We start from the raw sequence: 16916 nt of genomic DNA on the forward strand, positions 1-16916 counted from the left end.
AGTTGATCGAGTTGGTCAACTCGGGATCCGGGATGTCGGGTGTCCGGTCACCCCTGGTGGGCCCGATTTCTGTGAACCCGAGTTGATCAGCTGGCCGGCATCCGCAGAGCGGATGCCAGCGGCCAGGCGCGCGGGTCGGGCTGGCACGGCGAGCTCATCGGGGCCGGCGTGGCATTCGGGCGCGATAGCCGAGTCGGACTGGCCTGGCACGTGCGAGAGCCGGGCCAGCCCCGGAACGGCGTGCAAGGCGAGTGCAAAGGCGGGAGTGCCGGGTCGGCCGGGCGGGGCGGGGACAAAGGGCGGGGCCCCGGTGGCTTACGCCACCGGGGCCCCGTCACATTCGCCTAGCCTCACGCCGCCGAGTCGTCCGCACCCGCGGTGGCCGCGCCACCGAGGTCCGCCGGCACGGCGTCCGGCACCTCCACCGGCTTGTCCGCGCCCCGGAAGACGAGCTTGGACTTGTCGATGTCGGCCGGGTCGCCCTCGCAGTCCACCACCACGATCTGACCCGGGGTCAGCTCGTTGAAGAGGATCCGCTCGGAGAGGTTGTCCTCGATGTCGCGCTGGATCGTGCGACGCAGCGGACGCGCGCCGAGAACCGGGTCGAAGCCCTTCTTCGCCAGGTACTTCTTGGCGTTGTCGGTCAGCTCCAGGCCCATGTCCTTGTTGCGCAGCTGCGTCTCGATCCGCTGGATCATGATGTCGACGATCGAAAGGATCTCGGACTCGCGCAGCTGGTGGAAGACGATGGTGTCGTCGATCCGGTTGAGGAACTCAGGCCGGAAGTGCTGCTTGAGCTCGTCGTTGACCTTCTGCTTCATCCGGTCGTAGTTGGACTCGGAGTCCTCCGACGCCTGGAAGCCCAGCGACACCGCCTTGGCCACGTCGCGCGTGCCGAGGTTGGTGGTCAGGATGATGACCGTGTTCTTGAAGTCCACGATCCGACCCTGACCGTCGGTGAGCCGACCGTCCTCCAGGATCTGGAGCAGCGTGTTGAAGACGTCCGGGTGGGCCTTCTCGATCTCGTCGAAGAGGACCACCGAGAACGGCCGACGCCGCACCTTCTCGGTCAGCTGCCCGCCCTCGTCGTAGCCGACGTAGCCGGGAGGGGCACCCACGAGCCGGGAGACCGTGTAGCGGTCGTGGAACTCGGACATGTCCAGCTGGATGAGGGCGTCCTCGCTGCCGAAGAGGAACTCGGCGAGCGCCTTGGAGAGCTCGGTCTTACCGACGCCGGACGGACCGGCGAAGATGAACGAGCCCGACGGACGCTTCGGGTCCTTCAGGCCGGCCCGGGTACGCCGGATCGCCTTCGAGACCGCCTTGACCGCGTCCTCCTGGCCGATGACGCGCTTGTGCAGCTCGTCCTCCATGCGCAGCAGGCGCGAGGTCTCCTCCTCGGTCAGCTTGTAGACCGGGATGCCGGTCCAGTTGCCGAGCACCTCGGCGATCTGCTCGTCGTCGACCTCGCTGACGACGTCCAGGTCACCGGCCTTCCACTCCTTCTCCCGCTGCGCCTTCTGGCCAAGGAGCTGCTTCTCCTTGTCGCGCAGCTGCGCGGCGCGCTCGAAGTCCTGCGCGTCGATCGCGGACTCCTTGTCGCGGCGGACCTGGGCGATCCGCTCGTCGAAGTCGCGCAGGTCTGGCGGCGCGGTCATCCGGCGGATGCGCATCCGGGCACCGGCCTCGTCGATCAGGTCGATCGCCTTGTCCGGCAGGAAGCGGTCGGAGATGTAGCGGTCGGCCAGGGTCGCCGCCGCCACCAGGGCGGCGTCGGTGATGCTCACCCGGTGGTGCGCCTCGTAGCGGTCGCGCAGCCCCTTGAGGATCTCGATGGTGTGGGCCAGCGAGGGCTCACCCACCTGGATCGGCTGGAACCGGCGCTCGAGCGCGGCGTCCTTCTCCAGGTGCTTGCGGTATTCGTCGAGGGTGGTGGCGCCGATGGTCTGCAGCTCACCCCGGGCCAGCATCGGCTTGAGGATGCTCGCCGCGTCGATCGCGCCCTCGGCGGCACCCGCACCCACCAGGGTGTGGATCTCGTCGATGAAGAGGATGATGTCGCCCCGGGTGCGGATCTCCTTGAGCACCTTCTTGAGGCGCTCCTCGAAGTCACCGCGGTAGCGGGAACCGGCGACCAGCGCACCGAGGTCGAGCGTGTAGAGCTGCTTGTCCTTCAGCGTCTCGGGCACCTCGCCCTTGATGATCTTCTGGGACAGCCCCTCGACCACGGCGGTCTTGCCGACGCCCGGCTCACCGATCAGGACCGGGTTGTTCTTGGTACGGCGGGAGAGCACCTGCATGACCCGCTCGATTTCCTTCTCGCGCCCGATGACCGGGTCGAGCTTGCCCTCGCGGGCGGCCTGGGTCAGGTTACGGCCGAACTGGTCCAGCACGAGGCTGGTGGACGGCGCGGCCTCGCCCGGCGCGGCGCCCGCCGCGGCCGGCTCCTTGCCCTGGTAGCCGGAGAGCAGCTGGATCACCTGCTGGCGGACCCGGTTGAGGTCGGCGCCGAGCTTGACCAGCACCTGGGCGGCGACGCCCTCACCCTCGCGGATCAGACCGAGCAGGATGTGCTCCGTGCCGATGTAGTTGTGGCCGAGCTGCAGCGCCTCGCGCAGCGACAGCTCCAGCACCTTCTTGGCCCGCGGCGTGAACGGGATGTGCCCGCTCGGCGCCTGCTGGCCCTGGCCGATGATCTCCTCGACCTGCTGGCGGACGCCCTCCAGGGAGATGCCGAGGCTCTCCAGGGCCTTTGCCGCGACGCCTTCACCTTCGTGGATCAGGCCCAGCAGGATGTGTTCCGTACCGATGTAGTTGTGGTTGAGCATCCGGGCCTCTTCTTGGGCCAGGACGACAACCCGTCGCGCTCGGTCGGTGAACCGCTCGAACATGCCCTCGTGCTCCTCACGTGCCGTGCGCCTTGATGGTCAAGATCTTGGCGGGGCCGGTGCGCGAACGTCCGGGACGGGCGTCCGTGCCTCATTACTCTATCGCCGCGGACCGACTCAGCTGAGGTCGTGTGTCTCCGGGGGGAGCCGGGTTCGCGTCGTTTTGCACAACCGTGCGCGCTCAGAAGGTGTTCCGGCACCTCCGGCGCTACGCGCAGAGCGAAATTCGCCCCCGCCCGTGGACGGGCCGTTCGGGCCCTGGAGGGGCCGAATCCGCGTCGGCGCGGCCCGCTGGGGGCCCGCCCGGGAGTCATCCACAGGCTGTGGACAGAATCTCCACCGCCTGTGGACAACGTCGGCTCGCGGGGCTTTCTTCCCGGCCGCCGCGGGCCTCTAGGGTGTTTCGGCGCCGACCGGGGCCGCCGTGGGCCGCGGGGTGGTTCGGCACCGACCGGGCCGCGGTGGGCCGCGGGGGTGGTTCGGCACCGACCGGGCCGCGGTGGGCCGCGGGGGTGGTTCGGCGCCGATCGGGCCTCCGGGCGGGAATACGGCGACGCCGGCCCGAAGCGGTGCTCCGGCCCGGCGTCGGGTCGCCCGTACTGTCCGCTCGGTCAGCGCCGGGCGTGGAACTCGTCGACGATCTCCTGCGGGATCCGGCCCCGGTCGGAGATGTCCTTCCCGGCCTTCTTGGCCCACTCCCGGATCGCCCGGTTCTGCTCCCGGTCGGCGGTGGCGCCGCCCCGGCCCCGCGCCGCCCGGCCGCCGACCACGACGCCGCCGCGACCGACCTTGTTGCCGGCCGCCACGTACTGCGCGAATACGTCACGCAATTTCTCGGCGTTCGCACTCGACAGGTCGATCTCGTACTGAACTCCGTCCAGCGCGAACTTGACCGTCTCGTCAGCGTCCCCGCCGTCCAGGTCATCGACCAGCTTGTGAATGATCTGCTTGGCCACGTCCCACATTCCTTTCGAGCAGGGTGCTCCTGCTAACTCAGAGCACAATAACCCGTTCGGCGCTCGTTCCGTCAATAGGATGCGGTATAACGACCGGTGGCCGGGCCGGCGACTACTCGGGGCGGACCAACGGGAACAGGATCGTTTCCCGAATTCCCAGGCCGGTCAGCGCCATCAAGAGCCGGTCGATTCCCATTCCCATACCGCCGGCGGGCGGCATTCCGTACTCCATCGCCCGGAGAAAGTCCTCGTCGAGCCGCATCGCCTCGTCGTCGCCGCGGGCGGCCAGCTGCGCCTGGGCCACCAGCCGTTCCCGCTGCACCACCGGGTCGACCAGCTCGGAGTAGGCGGTGCCGAGCTCGAAGCCGAGCACGTAGAGGTCCCACTTCTCGGCCAGCCCGGGCTCGCTGCGGTGCGCCCGGGTCAGCGGGCTGGTCTCCTCCGGGTAGTCCCGGACGAAGGTCGGCGCCTGCAGGCCCGGGACGACCAACTCCTCGAACAGTTCCTCGGCGAGCTTGCCCGGCCCCCACTTCGGGTCGACGGCCAATCCCACCTTGTCGGCGTACTCCACCAGGCGGGCGCGTTCGGTGCGGACCGTGACCTCCTCGCCGAGCGCCTCGGAAAGCACCCCGAACAGGGTCACCGATCGCCACTCGCCGCCCAGGTCGAACTCCTGCCCGTCGGCGTGGGTGACCACCGTCGAGCCACTCACCGCGATCGCCGCCTGTTGCACGAGATTCCGGGTCAGCTCGGCCATCGTGTCGTAGTCGCCGTACGCCTGGTAGGTCTCCAGCATGGCGAACTCCGGCGAGTGCGAAGAGTCGACGCCCTCATTCCGGAAGTTGCGGTTGATCTCGAAGACCCGGTCGACACCACCGACCACGGCCCGCTTCAGAAACAGTTCCGGCGCGATTCGCAGATACAGATCGGTACTCAACGCATTGCTGTGGGTCACGAATGGGCGGGCGGCGGCACCACCGTGCAGCAACTGCAGCATCGGGGTCTCGACCTCGATGAAGCCCTGCCCGTGCAGGGAGTCGCGCAGACTGCGGACGGTCGCCGCCCGGGTGCGGACCATCTGTCGGGCCTGCGGGCGGACGATCAGGTCGACGTAGCGCTGCCGGACCCGGGCCTCCTCGGAGAGCGGCTTGTGCGCCACCGGCAGCGGCCGCAGCGCCTTCGCGGTCACCGCCCACTCCTCGGCCAGCACCGACAACTCGCCCCGACGGCTGGTGATCACCTCGCCGGTGACCCCGACGTGGTCACCGAGGTCCACCAGGCGCTTCCAGTCCTCCAGCCGCTCCGGGCCGACCCGGTCGAGCGAGAGCATCGCCTGAAGTTCGGTCCCGTCGCCGTCGCGCAGGGTGGCGAAGCAGAGCTTGCCGGTGTTCCGGATGAAGATCACCCGGCCGGTGACCGAGACCCGGTCCCCGGTGGCGGTGTCGGTCGGCAGCTCGCCGTAACGCGCGCGGACCTCGGCGAGGGTGGCGGTACGGGGGAAGCCGACCGGGTACGGCTCGACGCCGTCGGCGAGCATCCGGTCCCGCTTCTCCCGGCGGACCTTCATCTGCTCGGGAAGGTCGTCGGCGGGGTCCACTGGCAGGGCGTTCTGCTCGGTCACGGCACGCTTCCTCGTTACGGAGATACGGGGGTCAGGCCCGAGCGTACTCAAGCCCACAGAGGGCTGTTACCGGATAACCTGCCCGCCATGGTCGATCACACTCAGGCTCTCTCGTTCGGTGCCGCCGCGGCCGATTACGACCGCTTTCGGCCCCGATATCCGGAAGCCGCCGTACGGTGGGCGCTCGACGACATGACCGGCGCGGACGCGCCGGCCCGGGTCGTCGATCTCGCCGCGGGCACCGGCATCCTCAGCCGCGCCGTGCTGGCCCTGGGCCACCGGGTCGTACCCGTGGAGCCCGATCCGGGGATGCGGGCACAGCTGGCGAGCGCCACCCCGGGCACGACGGCGTTGGCGGGCAGCGCCGAGGCGGTGCCCCTGGCCGACGGCGCGGCGGACGCGGTGCTGGTCGGCCAGGCCTACCACTGGTTCGACCGGGAGCGCGCGCACGCCGAGATCGCGCGGGTGCTCCGCCCCGGCGGTACGTTCGCGCCGATCTGGAACACCCGGGACGAGCGGGTCGAGTGGGTGGCGGAGCTGGGCCGGATCGCCCACCTGGGCGACAACGCCGGGGACGTGACCGAGAAGTACGCCGACTTCGGCCCCGAGTTCGAGCCGATCGAGGTGGGCCACTTCGCCCACGTCACCACGCTCACGCTGGACGACCTGGTCGCCCTGATCCGGACCCGTTCCTACTGGCTCACCGCGCCGGCCGAGGCCCGGCAGCTGGTGGAGCGGGAGCTACGGGAGCTTCTCGCCACCCACCCGGAGCTGGCCGGGCGGGAGACGGTCGAGCTGCCGTACCGGACGATCGTGCTGCGGTCCCGGCGGCGGTGAGCCCCGCGCGACGCCCGGCCCCGGCGGCGGCCGGGGTCAGACGTTGCGCTCGTAGACCATCCGCAGGCCGATCAGCGTGATCATCGGCTCGTGGTGGGTGATCGTCCGACACTCGTTGAGCACCAGCGAGGCGAGTCCGCCCGTGGCGATCACCGCCCGCACCTCGCCCAGCTCGTCGGTCATCCGCTCGACGATCCGGTCCACCTGACCGGCGAAGCCGAAGTACAGGCCGGACTGGAGGCACTCGACGGTGTTCTTGCCGATCACCGACCGGGGCCGGGTCGCCTCGACCTTGCGCAGCTGGGCCGCGCGGGCGGCGAGCGCGTCGAAGGAGATCTCGATGCCCGGGGCGAACGCGCCGCCGAGGAACTCACCCCGATCGCTGATCACGTCGAAGTTGGTGGTGGTACCGAAGTCGACCACGATCGACGGGCCGCCGTAGAGGGTGTACGCGGCGAGGGTGTTCACCACCCGGTCGGCGCCGACCTCCTTCGGGTTGTCGATCGCCAGCTGCACCCCGGTCCGCACGCCGGGCTCGACGATCACGCTCGGCAGGTCGGCGTAGTAGCGGGCGAGCATGGTACGCAGCGAGCGCAGCGCCGCCGGCACCGTGGAGCAGGCGGCCACGCCGGTGATCTCGACGGCGTCCCCGGCGAGCAGGCCACGGAACATCAGGCCCAGCTCGTCCGCGGTGGACCGGGCGTCGGTCTTGATCCGCCAGGAGTGCACCAGCTTGTCGCCGTCGAAGGTCGCCAGCACGGTGTTGGTGTTTCCGATGTCGATGCAGAGCAGCACGACCGCAGCCTAGACAACGACCGTACGGGCGGGTGCGGACCGGCCGACGCCCCGTATCCTTGTCACATCGCGGCATGAACATGGGTCGATCCACGGCACGGCCGGACGGGGAGCGGACATGTCGGGAAAGTGGTGGGTGCGCGGGCGCAACACCCTGCGCCGGCGCCGGCGCCACGTGCTCGTGCTCATCGCCCTCGCGGGTGGGGCCGTCTGGATGGTCGTGCAGGCCTGGCACGCGTCCCGACGGGAGACCGGTAGCTTCGCCGGCGAGCTCTACCTCAACATCGGCGCCGCGCTGATCATGACGTTGCTGACCTACGTGGTGCTCAACCCGCTCTTCCGGGAGCTCCAGACCGCGAGCATCATCGAGCATCCCCGGCTGGATCGGGACGCGCTGATCGAGCGGGTGGCCCGATGCCGCGAGCTGGTCGCGATCCTGGAGACCTGGACCAGCATGCTGGAGGGCCCGTACGCCCGCCGGTTCGTCGCCGCGTTGCGCTCCTCGCTGGCCAACGGCGCGACCGTACGGATGCTGCTGCTCGACCCGGACTCCCCCGCGGTCCGGCTGCGCGGCGAGGAGCTGCGCCGCCGCGACGCCTCGGTGGCGATCCTCAACAACCTCTGGCACCTGGCCCGGCTGCACGAGGAGCTGCCCGAGTCGGCCCGGGCCCGGCTCCAGGTCCGGATCTACAGCGCGGCGCCCTCGGTGCAGATGTACCGCTGGGACAGCAAGGCGTTCATCTCGTTCTTCCCGGTGCGGGGCAGCACCTTCGACACCCAGCAGATCGAGGCGTACGTCTCGACGCCGCTCGGGGAGTTCGTCGACGACCGTTTCGCCGAACTCTGGGACACCGCGCCGACGCAGGACCTGGCCGCCTGCCTCAGCCTGCGGCTCTGCCTGCGCCAGGGCGGCCGCGACCTGGAGACCTGCGAGGCGCTCTACGTACGCTCGGACGGCGACTGGTACATCGCCGGCGCCGACCTGGTCCGCAACGTGGCCCGGCACGGCATGACCGGGCTGACCGTGGTGCTCGACCGACCGGAGGCCGACGGCGAGGTCTTCGCCATCGGCGAGGCCGACGAGCTGGCCCCGGAGGTCTACAACCGGGTGCTCGAACTGTTCCGGGCCAAGTACGGCCTGGACAGCCGGCAGGACACCGAGAACCGGGTCATCTTCAACCTGGCCAGCACCTCGCTCACCACGGTCTGACCCGCCCGGGACGGGCCCGTCGGTCGACCGGGCCCGGGCCGGTCATTCGGTACGCAGGTCCAGCGCGATGTCGAGGATCGGCGAGGAGTGGGTCAGCGCCCCCACCGAGAGGAAGTCCACCCCGGTCGCCGCGTACTGGGCGGCCACCGTCAGGGTCAGCCCACCGGTCGCCTCCAGCTCGGCCCGGTCACCGACCGCGGCCACCACCTCGACCAGCTCCTCCGGGGTCATGTTGTCGCAGAGCAGGAAGTTCGCGCCGGCCTCCACCGCCTCCACCGCCTCGGCGACGGTGGTCACCTCCACCTGCACCGGGACCTCCGGGAACGCCTGCCGGACCCGGCGGTACGCCGGCGTGATGCCACCCGCGGCGAGCTTGTGGTTGTCCTTGATCATTGCGACGTCGTAGAGGCCGAGCCGCTTGTTGGTGCCGCCGCCGGCCCGCACCGCGTACTTCTCCAGGGCGCGCAGGCCGGGGGTGGTCTTCCGGGTGTCCAGCACCATCGCCTTCGTACCGGCCAGCGCGTCGGCCCAGGCCCGGGTGTGGGTGGCCACCCCGGACATCCGGCTGAGCAGGTTGAGCGCCGTCCGCTCGGCGGTGAGCAGCAGCCGGGTCGGGCCGGTGACCGTCGCCAGCACGTCCCCGCGGGCCACCCGCTCGCCGTCGGCCGCGACCAGGGAGACCGACAGCGCGCGCTCGGCGGCGGTCACCTCGCCGACCAGCTCGAAGACCGCGGCGGCGACGGCCAACCCGGCCACCACCCCGTCGGCGCGGGCCACCAGGTCGGCGGTGTCGGCCTGCTCGGCCGGGATGGTGGCGACGCTGGTGACATCGAGGAAATCCGGACCCAGGTCCTCGGCGAGGGCGTTCTCGATCACGCGGCGCACCTCGGCGGGGTCCAGGCCACCGGTCCGCAGCGCCTGCTCCGTCGACTTCCTCATGGCGTTCCCTCCCACTGCTGCGTCAACCGACCCTGCGCACCGACCACCTCGACCAGGTGGCCCAGCCACCGGTCGTCGGCCGTCGGGAAGTCCTCCCGCCAGTGACACCCACGGGTCTCCTGCCGGGCGTACGCGGCGGCGACCAGCGTCGACGCCACGGTGATCAGATTCGTCGCCTCCCAGTCGGCCAGCCGCGGCCGGCCCCGCCCGGCACCGAGCTCGGCGAGCACCCCGGCGGTTCCGGCGAGGGTCGCCGCCGAGCGGAGCACCCCGGCGCCCCGGGTCATCGCCCGCTGCAGGGCCGGCGTCCCCTCCGCCGGGACGACCCAGCCCGTGCCGCCGACCCACGCACCGGTCTCCGCCGGTCGGGCCTGCTCGGGCAGGCCGGCGGCGATGTCCTCGGCGATCCGGCGGGAGAAGACCAGCCCTTCCAGCAGCGAGTTGCTGGCCAGCCGGTTCGCGCCGTGCACCCCGGTGCAGGCGACCTCGCCGCACGCGTACAGGCCGGGGATGGAGGTGCGGCCGCGCAGGTCCGTGCGGACGCCACCGGAGGCGTAGTGGGCGGCCGGCGCCACCGGGATCAGATCGGTGGCCGGGTCGACCCCGATGGCCAGGCAGGACGCCACGATGGTCGGGAAACGCCCGGCCAGGAACTCCCCGCCCAGGTGCCGGGCGTCGAGGAAGACGTGGTCGCTGCCGGTGGCGAGCAGCACCCGGTGGATGCCCTTGGCCACCACGTCCCGCGGGGCCAGTTCGGCCAGCTCGTGCTGGCCGACCATGAACCGCTTGCCGTCGGCGTCCACCAGATGGGCGCCCTCGCCGCGCAGCGCCTCGGAGACCAGCGGCTGCTGGGCGCGCAGGGCGCCGGGCGTCCGGGCGTGCTCCGGCACGATCAGCGCGGTCGGGTGGAACTGGACGAACTCCACGTCGGTCACCGCGGCGCCGGCCCGGATCGCCAGCGCCACCCCGTCGCCGGTCGAGACGGCCGGGTTGGTGGTGGCCGCGAAGATCTGCCCCATCCCGCCGGTGGCCAGCACCACGGCCCGGGCCAGCAGTGCGCCGACGCCGTCCTCGCTGCCCTCGCCGAGCACGTGCAGGGTGATACCGCAGGCCGGGCCGAGCCCGCCCGGGCCGTCGCCGGGCGCCCGGATCAGGTCCAGCACCAGGGCATGCTCGACCAGCCGGATCCACGGGTCGCGGCGGACCGCGTCGTGCAGCGCACGCTGCACCTCGGCGCCGGTGGCGTCGCCGCCGGCGTGCACGATCCGGTCCGCCCGGTGCCCACCCTCCCGGGTGAGCATCAGAGACCCGTCCGGGTTCCGGTCGAACTCGGCGCCGATCCGCATCAGCTCGCGAAGCCGGGTCGGCCCCTCCTCCACCAGGACGCGGACCGCCGCCGGGTCGCAGAGCCCGACCCCGGCGACCTCGGTGTCCGACGCGTGCGCGGCCGGGGTGTCCCGTGGGTCGAGCACCGCGGCGATGCCGCCCTGCGCCCAGCGGGTCGATCCGTCGTCAATGTTGACCTTGGTGACGACGGTGACGTGCAGACCCGCCTCGCGCAGGTGCAGCGCGGCGGTCAGCCCGGCCACGCCCGAACCGACCACGATCACGTCGGTGGTCTCCACCCAACCGGGCGCGGGCGCGGCCAGCAGGCTGGGCAGGGCCGGCAGGTCGACGGTCGGAAGGTCCATGCAGACAGTCAACCGCGAACCGCGCTCGCGAGAGGCGGCGGGGGCGGGACGAGTGGTTTCGGCTACCTCGTCCCGGGCACGGTCAGCTGGTGCGCACCGGCAGGGCGGCCGGGCCGGCGCCCTTGAGCGAGCCGGTGACCGTCCGGTCGCTGAGCCACAGGTAGCAGCGCACCCCCCGGTCGCCGACCCGCCACCGGCCGGCGCCGGGCAGCCGGACGACCACCCCGCTGCGGTAGCGCAGGTCGTTGTCGTCCGGCACGCCCACGTACCGGCCGAGCACCGTGCGGCAGCCGGCGTAGAGGGGTGCCCAGTCGGCGTCCCGGGTGGGGTAGCCGCCCTCGGGCGCCGGCCACACCCCGACGAACTCGGCGTCGTGCCGGGACGCGCAGTCGACCGGCAGCAGCGTCTGCACGCCGCCTCCGCCCCGACCGGTGCGGGCCTGCTGACAGCCCAGCCGCAGCGGGGAGGGGCCCTTCAACACGTCCCGCAGGCTGCCGGTACGGGTGACCACGGTCGCCGCGGCCTCGACCGTGGTCAGCTCGGACACGTCGCAGCGGTACCAACGGGAGCCCGCCGACCAGCCCGGGCCGGAGGGCAACGCGACGGAGAGGCGCAGCCGGCCCGCCCGCCAGTCGGCGCCGACGTAGCCGCTGGTCCGGGCGTCGCATTCGGCGAACGCGCCGCGCAGTTGGGTTGAACCGCCGGCTGGCGGCGTCGCCCCCTCCACGGGGAAGGCACCCACGTGCACGGTCTCCACCCGGTGCGGCGCGGCGCAGTCGACCGGCTGGTAGGCGGCGAGGGTCACCACGTCGGTGAAGTCAGCCGCCTGGCACACCCCGGCGGCCGGGGTGAACGCCGCCGCGACCGGCAGGGTCGGCCAGTCGTCGGTCAGATCGCCGTCGCCGTCGGCGGCGCAACCGACCAGCAGGGCGGCCGTGCTGGCGAGCGCGAGCAGGACGGTCAACGAACGGCGCATCGCGGCCTCCCCCAGCCACCGCCCGCCCCGCGACGGGTGTGACAAGGGTAACCAGGAATGACCTAGCGGTGACAGACCGCGCAGGCCATCTGGGGCGCGTCAGCGCGCACGCCCACGGTCATCCCGCGCAAAGGGGACGAACAGCCACGCGGGTACGGTCAGACCGCGGCGAACGGATTGGACACCGGATCACCGGCGGTGCCGGCGGCGGCGGTGGCCGGGTCCGCGTTCAGCTCGACGACCCGGTTGTCCCCGTCGACGTGCACCACCCGGGGCCGGTAGGTGCGGGCCTCGGCGTCGTCCATCTGCCCGTACGAGATCAGGATGACCAGGTCGCCGGGGTGCACCAGGTGCGCGGCGGCGCCGTTGATGCCGATCACCCCGCTGCCCCGCTCGCCCGGGATGACGTACGTCTCCAGCCGGGCGCCGTTGGTGATGTCCACGATCGCCACCTGCTCGCCGGGGAGCAGGTCGGCGGCGTCGAGCAGATCCTCGTCGACCGTCACCGAGCCGACGTAGTGCAGGTCGGCCTGGGTCACCGTGGCGCGGTGGATCTTCGACTTGAGCATGGTTCGCAACATCGGGGTGCGCCTTTCGCGGAACGGGCCGGGTTTCAGGATCGGGGGGCGAGCGGGATCGCCGCGTTGTCGATCAGACGGGTGCCGCCGACCCAGGCCGCGATGAGCAGCCGGGCGGGCCCGCTGACCGGTCCCGGCTCCAGGTCCGGGTCGGTGAGCACCAGGTAGTCCAGCCGGGTGCCCGGCGTACCGGCGCCGAACGCCTGGTGCGCCGCGGCCAGCACCTCGCCGGCGTCGCGCCCCTGCTCGGCCGCCTCGGCGCCGGCCCGCAGCGCCGCCGACAGGCTCAGCGCCGCGGCCCGCTCAGGCCCGGAGAGGTAGCGGTTACGGCTGGACAGGGCGAGCCCGTCCGGCTCCCGCACGGTCGGCACGCCGACCACCCGGACCGGCACGTCGAAGTCACGGGCCATCCGCCGGATCAGGGTCAGCTGCTGGTAGTCCTTCTCACCGAAGAAGGCGAGATCCGGGCGGGTGAGCTGGAACAGCTTCAGCACCACGGTGAGCACCCCGTGGAAGAAGCCCGGCCGGCTCTGCCCCTCCAACTCCTCGCCCAGCGGGCCCGGATTGACCCGGACCGTCGGCTCGCCGCCGGGATAGATCTCGTCCCGGCTCGGCGCGAAGACCACGTCCGCGCCGGCCCGCCGGCAGATCTCCAGGTCGGCGGCGAGGGTACGCGGATAGCGGTCGAAGTCCTCGTTCGGCCCGAACTGCAGCGGGTTCACGAAGATCGTCACCAGCACGTGGTCGGCCTGCTCCCGGGCCGCCCGCAGCAGCGTCTCGTGCCCGGCGTGCAGCGCGCCCATCGTCATCACGACGCCGACCGTGCCGGTCAGCGCGGCCCGCGCCTTGGCCAGCTCCTCGCGGGTCGTCACCAGCTCGGTCACGCTCCCACCTCCCGCCCCGTGCACAGCGCCGACGGACCCGCGGCCATTCCCGGCCCGGTCACGCGGCCACCTGCCGCTGAGTGTCGGCGAGCACACCGAGCAGCGGCGCGGCGTCGGCCGGGCGCAGCCGACCGGCCGCGATCGCCCGGTCCGCGGTGCGCCGGGCCAGCGCCAGGTAGGGGGCGACCGACTCGGGGGCGGTGGCCGCGAGCCGGGCCAGGTGCCGCCCGACGGTGCCCGCGTCGCCCCGGGAGACCGGGCCGGTGAGCGCGTCGTCGCCGAAGCGCAGCGCGTTCTCCAACGCGGCCCGCAGCAGCGGGGCGAGCACCTTCTCCGGCTGACCCACGCCGGCGTCGCGCAGCCGGTCGGCCGCCTCGTTGACCAGGGTCACCAGGTGGTTGGCGCCGTGCGCCAGCGCCGCGTGGTAGAGCGGCCGGTCGGCCTCACCGATCCACTCCGGCACGCCGCCGAGGTCGGCGACCAGCCGGGCGGCCAGCGGGCGCAGCTCCGCCGGCGCGGTCACCCCGTACGAGATGCCGGCGAGCCGGCCGAGGTCGTCGGGCGTACCGGTGAAGGTCATCGCCGGGTGCAGGGCCAGCGGGCGGGCGCCGACCGCCACCGCCGGGGCGAGCACGTCGAGACCGTGCGCGCCGGAGGTGTGCGCGATCAGTTGCCCGGGGCGGAGCGCGCCGCTGTCGGCCAGGGCGGCGACGACGCCGGCCAGCGAGTCGTCCGGCACGGCGATCAGCAGCAGGTCGGTGCCGGCCCGCGCCACCGCGGTCGCGGCGCGACGCGGAACGGCGGGCAGCAGCAGCGCCGTGCGGGCTCGGCTCGCACCGGACCCACCGGTGACGGCGACCACCCGGTGCCCGGCGGTGGCGAGCGCGGCGCCCAGCACGGCGCCGACCCGCCCGGCGCCGATCACGCCGACGGTGAGGGTACGGGGGAAGGTGACAGCAGCCGGGGCGCCCGGTCGGGCGCTGCCCACGGTCGCGGCGGCCCGCCGGGGGGCGGCCGGACGCGGGCGCAGCGGTGCGCTCATGTCGACGATCCAGTCCTCGAGAAGGGGTACCGGTCGATGGCAAGTATGCGCCGAGGTGACGGAGTGGGAACAAGGGTGTGTGAAAACCTTCACCGCTCGGGAGCGCCCCGGCGGCGGGTCGGACCCCGGCCGGCGCCACACCGCCCGGCAAGGGGCCTTACCGCAGGTCAGCGGCGGTCGGCCAGGTAGCGGCGTCGACGAACCGGTCAGCAGCAGCGGTACGACAAACGCCGGGGATGAGGAGTCGTCCCGCACCGGCTGACCCGTAGGGTCGGCACGGTCACGGACCCTGGACGAGGGATGAACTGATGCCGATCCACTGGCGGGACGCGATGGACCGGGCGCTCTACGGCCCGGGTGGCTTCTTCGTCTCCGGGGCCGGGCCGGCCGGGCACTTCCGCACCAGCGCGCACGCCTCCCCGGCCTTCGCGGCCGCCCTGCTCCGCGTGGTGGAGCAGGTGGACGTCGCGCTCGGCCATCCGGCCCGGCTGGACGTGGTGGACGTCGGGGCTGGTCGCGGGGAGCTCCTGTGCGCGTTGGTCGAGGCGGTGGGGCCGCCGCTCGCGGGGCGGCTGCGGCTCACCGCCGTCGAACTCGCGCCGCGCCCCGACGACCTGCCGGCCGGCATCGACTGGGTGCCCGAGATCCCCTCCGGGATCACGGGGCTGCTGCTGGCCACCGAGTGGTTGGACAACGTGCCGCTCGATCTTGCTGTGCACGCCTCGGATGGCTGGCGCTATCTGCTGGTCGATCCGGGAACGGGTGCGGAGGCGATCGGCGATGCGGTCAGCCCCGAGGACGGCGAGTGGCTGGCGGCCTGGTGGCCGGTGCCCGACACGGCGGTCGAGGCGCGGGCCGAGATCGGGCGGAGCCGGGACGAGGCCTGGGCCGGAGCCGTGGGCCAACTCGACCGAGGGCTGGCGCTGGCCGTCGACTACGGACACCTGCGCGGCGACCGCCCGATCGACGGCAGCCTGACCGGGTACCGGGGCGGGCGTCAGGTGCCGCCGGTGCCCGACGGGTCGTGCGACGTCACCGCGCACGTCGCCATGGACTCGGCCGCCTCCTGCGGTGAGCGGGTCGCCCGGTGCGCGTACACCCTGGGGTCGCAGCGGGAGGGGCTGCGGGCGCTCGGGGCCGACGGTGGCCGACCGCCGCTGGCGCTGGCCGGCACCGACCCGGCCGGCTACCTGCGGGCGCTCGCCGCCGCGTCCACGGTGGCCGAACTGACCGACCCGGCCGGCCTCGGCGGGCACTGGTGGCTGCGGCAGCCGGTCGGCGTCGAGCTCGACCCGCTCGTGGCACGATGACGGGCATGACCACCGAGACCGGGGACCTCCGCGAGCTGACCGTCGGCACCGGAGCGGGCCTGGTGGCGGGCACCGGCGGGCAGCAGCTCGGCACCGACATGGTGCTCAACATCGGCCCGCAGCACCCGTCCACGCACGGCGTGCTCCGGCTCAAGCTCGTCCTCGACGGCGAGCGGGTGGTCTCGGCCGAACCGATCGTCGGCTACATGCACCGGGGGGCGGAGAAGCTCTTCGAGGTACGCGACTACCGGCAGATCATCGTGCTGGCCAACCGGCACGACTGGCTGTCGGCCTTCGCCAACGAGTTGGGCGTCGTGCTCGCCGTCGAGCGGCTGATGGGCCTGGAGGTGCCGGAGCGGGCGACCTGGCTGCGGATGGCACTCGCGGAGCTGAACCGGGTGCTCAACCACCTGATGTTCCTCGGCTCGTACCCGCTGGAGATCGGTGCGATCACCCCGGTGTTCTACGCGTTCCGCGAGCGGGAAACCCTCCAGGCGGTGATGGAGGAGGTCTCCGGCGGCCGGATCCACTACATGTTCAACCGCGTCGGCGGGCTGAAGGAGGAGGTGCCGGCGGGCTGGACCAGCCGAGCCCGGGCCGCCATCGGCGAGGTACGCGGGCGGATGCCCGACCTCGACAACCTGATCCGCCGCAACGAGATCTTCATGGCCCGCACCGTCGGGGTGGGGGTGCTCTCCGCCGCCGACGCCGCCGCGTTCGGCGCGTCCGGCCCGGTCGCCCGCGCCTCCGGGCTCGACCTGGACCTGCGCCGCGACGACCCCTACCTGGCCTACGACGAGTTGGACGTGCCGGTGGTGACCAAGACCGCCGGTGACTGCCACGCCCGGTTCGAGGTGCTGCTCGACCAGGTCTACGCCTCGCTCGACCTCGCCGAGCAGTGCCTTGACCGGGTCGACCGGCTCACCGGGCCGGTGAACACCCGGCTGCCCAAGGTGGTCAAGGCGCCGGAGGGGCACACCTACGCGTGGACCGAGAACCCGCTCGGGATCAACGGCTACTACCTGGTGTCGCGCGGGGAGAAGACGCCGTGGCGGTTGAAGCTGCGCACCGCGTCGTACGCCAACGTGCAGGCGTTGGCGACCCTGCTCCCCGGCTGCCTGGTGCCGGACCTGATCGCCATCCTCGGCTCGATGTTCTTCGTGGTCGGCGACATCGACAAGTAGCGGGC

14 protein-coding genes are annotated in these 16916 nt (G+C 72.4%); 4 read left to right on the top strand and 10 right to left on the bottom strand.

All coding sequences use genetic code 11. The features are described 5' to 3' along the window. Nucleotides 1-350: 350 nt before the first annotated feature. The 3 genes from ACIBBA_RS02735 to lysS form a co-directional block, all read right to left on the bottom strand. On the bottom strand, nucleotides 351-2891 hold the full coding sequence (locus ACIBBA_RS02735) for an ATP-dependent Clp protease ATP-binding subunit (RefSeq protein WP_350873515.1): 2541 nt from the start codon (nucleotides 2889-2891) through the stop codon (nucleotides 351-353). A gap of 608 nt (nucleotides 2892-3499) precedes the next feature. Next, on the bottom strand, nucleotides 3500-3844 hold the full coding sequence (locus ACIBBA_RS02740) for an Lsr2 family protein (protein WP_357055712.1): 345 nt from the start codon (nucleotides 3842-3844) through the stop codon (nucleotides 3500-3502). A gap of 112 nt (nucleotides 3845-3956) precedes the next feature. Continuing rightward, nucleotides 3957-5465, bottom strand: coding sequence for a lysine--tRNA ligase (lysS, locus tag ACIBBA_RS02745; protein WP_396693071.1), 1509 nt, complete (start codon nucleotides 5463-5465; stop codon nucleotides 3957-3959). Between the two features lie 87 nt (nucleotides 5466-5552). On the opposite strand from lysS, the gene ACIBBA_RS02750 reads away from it, so the two are divergent. Then, nucleotides 5553-6302 carry a class I SAM-dependent methyltransferase gene (locus ACIBBA_RS02750; protein ID WP_396693073.1) on the top strand — a complete coding sequence of 250 codons (750 nt, stop codon included), beginning with the start codon at nucleotides 5553-5555 and terminating at the stop codon, nucleotides 6300-6302. A gap of 36 nt (nucleotides 6303-6338) precedes the next feature. Here ACIBBA_RS02750 and ACIBBA_RS02755 read toward each other — a convergent pair whose 3' ends face one another. After that, the gene (locus ACIBBA_RS02755) at nucleotides 6339-7097 is read right to left on the bottom strand and encodes a type III pantothenate kinase (RefSeq protein WP_350873519.1); all 759 of its coding nucleotides are present in this window, start codon (nucleotides 7095-7097) and stop codon (nucleotides 6339-6341) included. Nucleotides 7098-7215: 118 nt separating this feature from the next. Here ACIBBA_RS02755 and ACIBBA_RS02760 point away from each other — a divergent pair, with 118 nt between their 5' ends. Further along, nucleotides 7216-8307: a hypothetical protein gene (locus tag ACIBBA_RS02760; protein ID WP_396693076.1), complete on the top strand. Its 1092-nt coding sequence runs from the start codon at nucleotides 7216-7218 to the stop codon at nucleotides 8305-8307. Nucleotides 8308-8349: 42 nt separating this feature from the next. On the opposite strand, the gene nadC is transcribed toward ACIBBA_RS02760, so the two are convergent. From nadC to ACIBBA_RS02790, 6 genes are all read right to left on the bottom strand, one after another. Next, nucleotides 8350-9246 carry a carboxylating nicotinate-nucleotide diphosphorylase gene (gene nadC / locus ACIBBA_RS02765; protein WP_396693078.1) on the bottom strand — a complete coding sequence of 299 codons (897 nt, stop codon included), beginning with the start codon at nucleotides 9244-9246 and terminating at the stop codon, nucleotides 8350-8352. Then, nucleotides 9243-10937, bottom strand: a complete 1695-nt coding sequence (locus ACIBBA_RS02770; RefSeq protein WP_396693080.1) for an L-aspartate oxidase — start codon at nucleotides 10935-10937, stop codon at nucleotides 9243-9245. Before ACIBBA_RS02770 ends, nadC begins: the two co-directional genes overlap by 4 nt. An 82-nt stretch (nucleotides 10938-11019) precedes the next feature. Continuing rightward, nucleotides 11020-11913 (bottom strand): septum formation family protein, encoded by an 894-nt coding sequence (locus ACIBBA_RS02775; RefSeq protein ID WP_396693082.1) that lies wholly within the window; start codon nucleotides 11911-11913, stop codon nucleotides 11020-11022. Between the two features lie 158 nt (nucleotides 11914-12071). Then, nucleotides 12072-12494, bottom strand: coding sequence for an aspartate 1-decarboxylase (gene panD / locus ACIBBA_RS02780; RefSeq protein WP_396693084.1), 423 nt, complete (start codon nucleotides 12492-12494; stop codon nucleotides 12072-12074). Between the two features lie 32 nt (nucleotides 12495-12526). Then, nucleotides 12527-13375 carry a pantoate--beta-alanine ligase gene (gene panC, locus ACIBBA_RS02785; RefSeq protein WP_396693086.1) on the bottom strand — a complete coding sequence of 283 codons (849 nt, stop codon included), beginning with the start codon at nucleotides 13373-13375 and terminating at the stop codon, nucleotides 12527-12529. A gap of 58 nt (nucleotides 13376-13433) precedes the next feature. After that, nucleotides 13434-14417: a Rossmann-like and DUF2520 domain-containing protein gene (locus ACIBBA_RS02790; RefSeq protein ID WP_396693088.1), complete on the bottom strand. Its 984-nt coding sequence runs from the start codon at nucleotides 14415-14417 to the stop codon at nucleotides 13434-13436. A 308-nt stretch (nucleotides 14418-14725) separates the two neighbouring features. On the opposite strand from ACIBBA_RS02790, the gene ACIBBA_RS02795 reads away from it, so the two are divergent. Then, nucleotides 14726-15727: an SAM-dependent methyltransferase gene (locus tag ACIBBA_RS02795; protein ID WP_396693090.1), complete on the top strand. Its 1002-nt coding sequence runs from the start codon at nucleotides 14726-14728 to the stop codon at nucleotides 15725-15727. Continuing rightward, nucleotides 15724-16911 carry an NADH-quinone oxidoreductase subunit D gene (locus tag ACIBBA_RS02800; protein ID WP_396693092.1) on the top strand — a complete coding sequence of 396 codons (1188 nt, stop codon included), beginning with the start codon at nucleotides 15724-15726 and terminating at the stop codon, nucleotides 16909-16911. The genes ACIBBA_RS02795 and ACIBBA_RS02800 overlap by 4 nt, the downstream gene beginning before the upstream one ends. Nucleotides 16912-16916 lie beyond the last annotated feature (5 nt).

It is taken from the genome of Micromonospora sp. NPDC051006 (assembly GCF_044456245.1).
In the GTDB taxonomy this organism is placed as follows: domain Bacteria; phylum Actinomycetota; class Actinomycetes; order Mycobacteriales; family Micromonosporaceae; genus Micromonospora.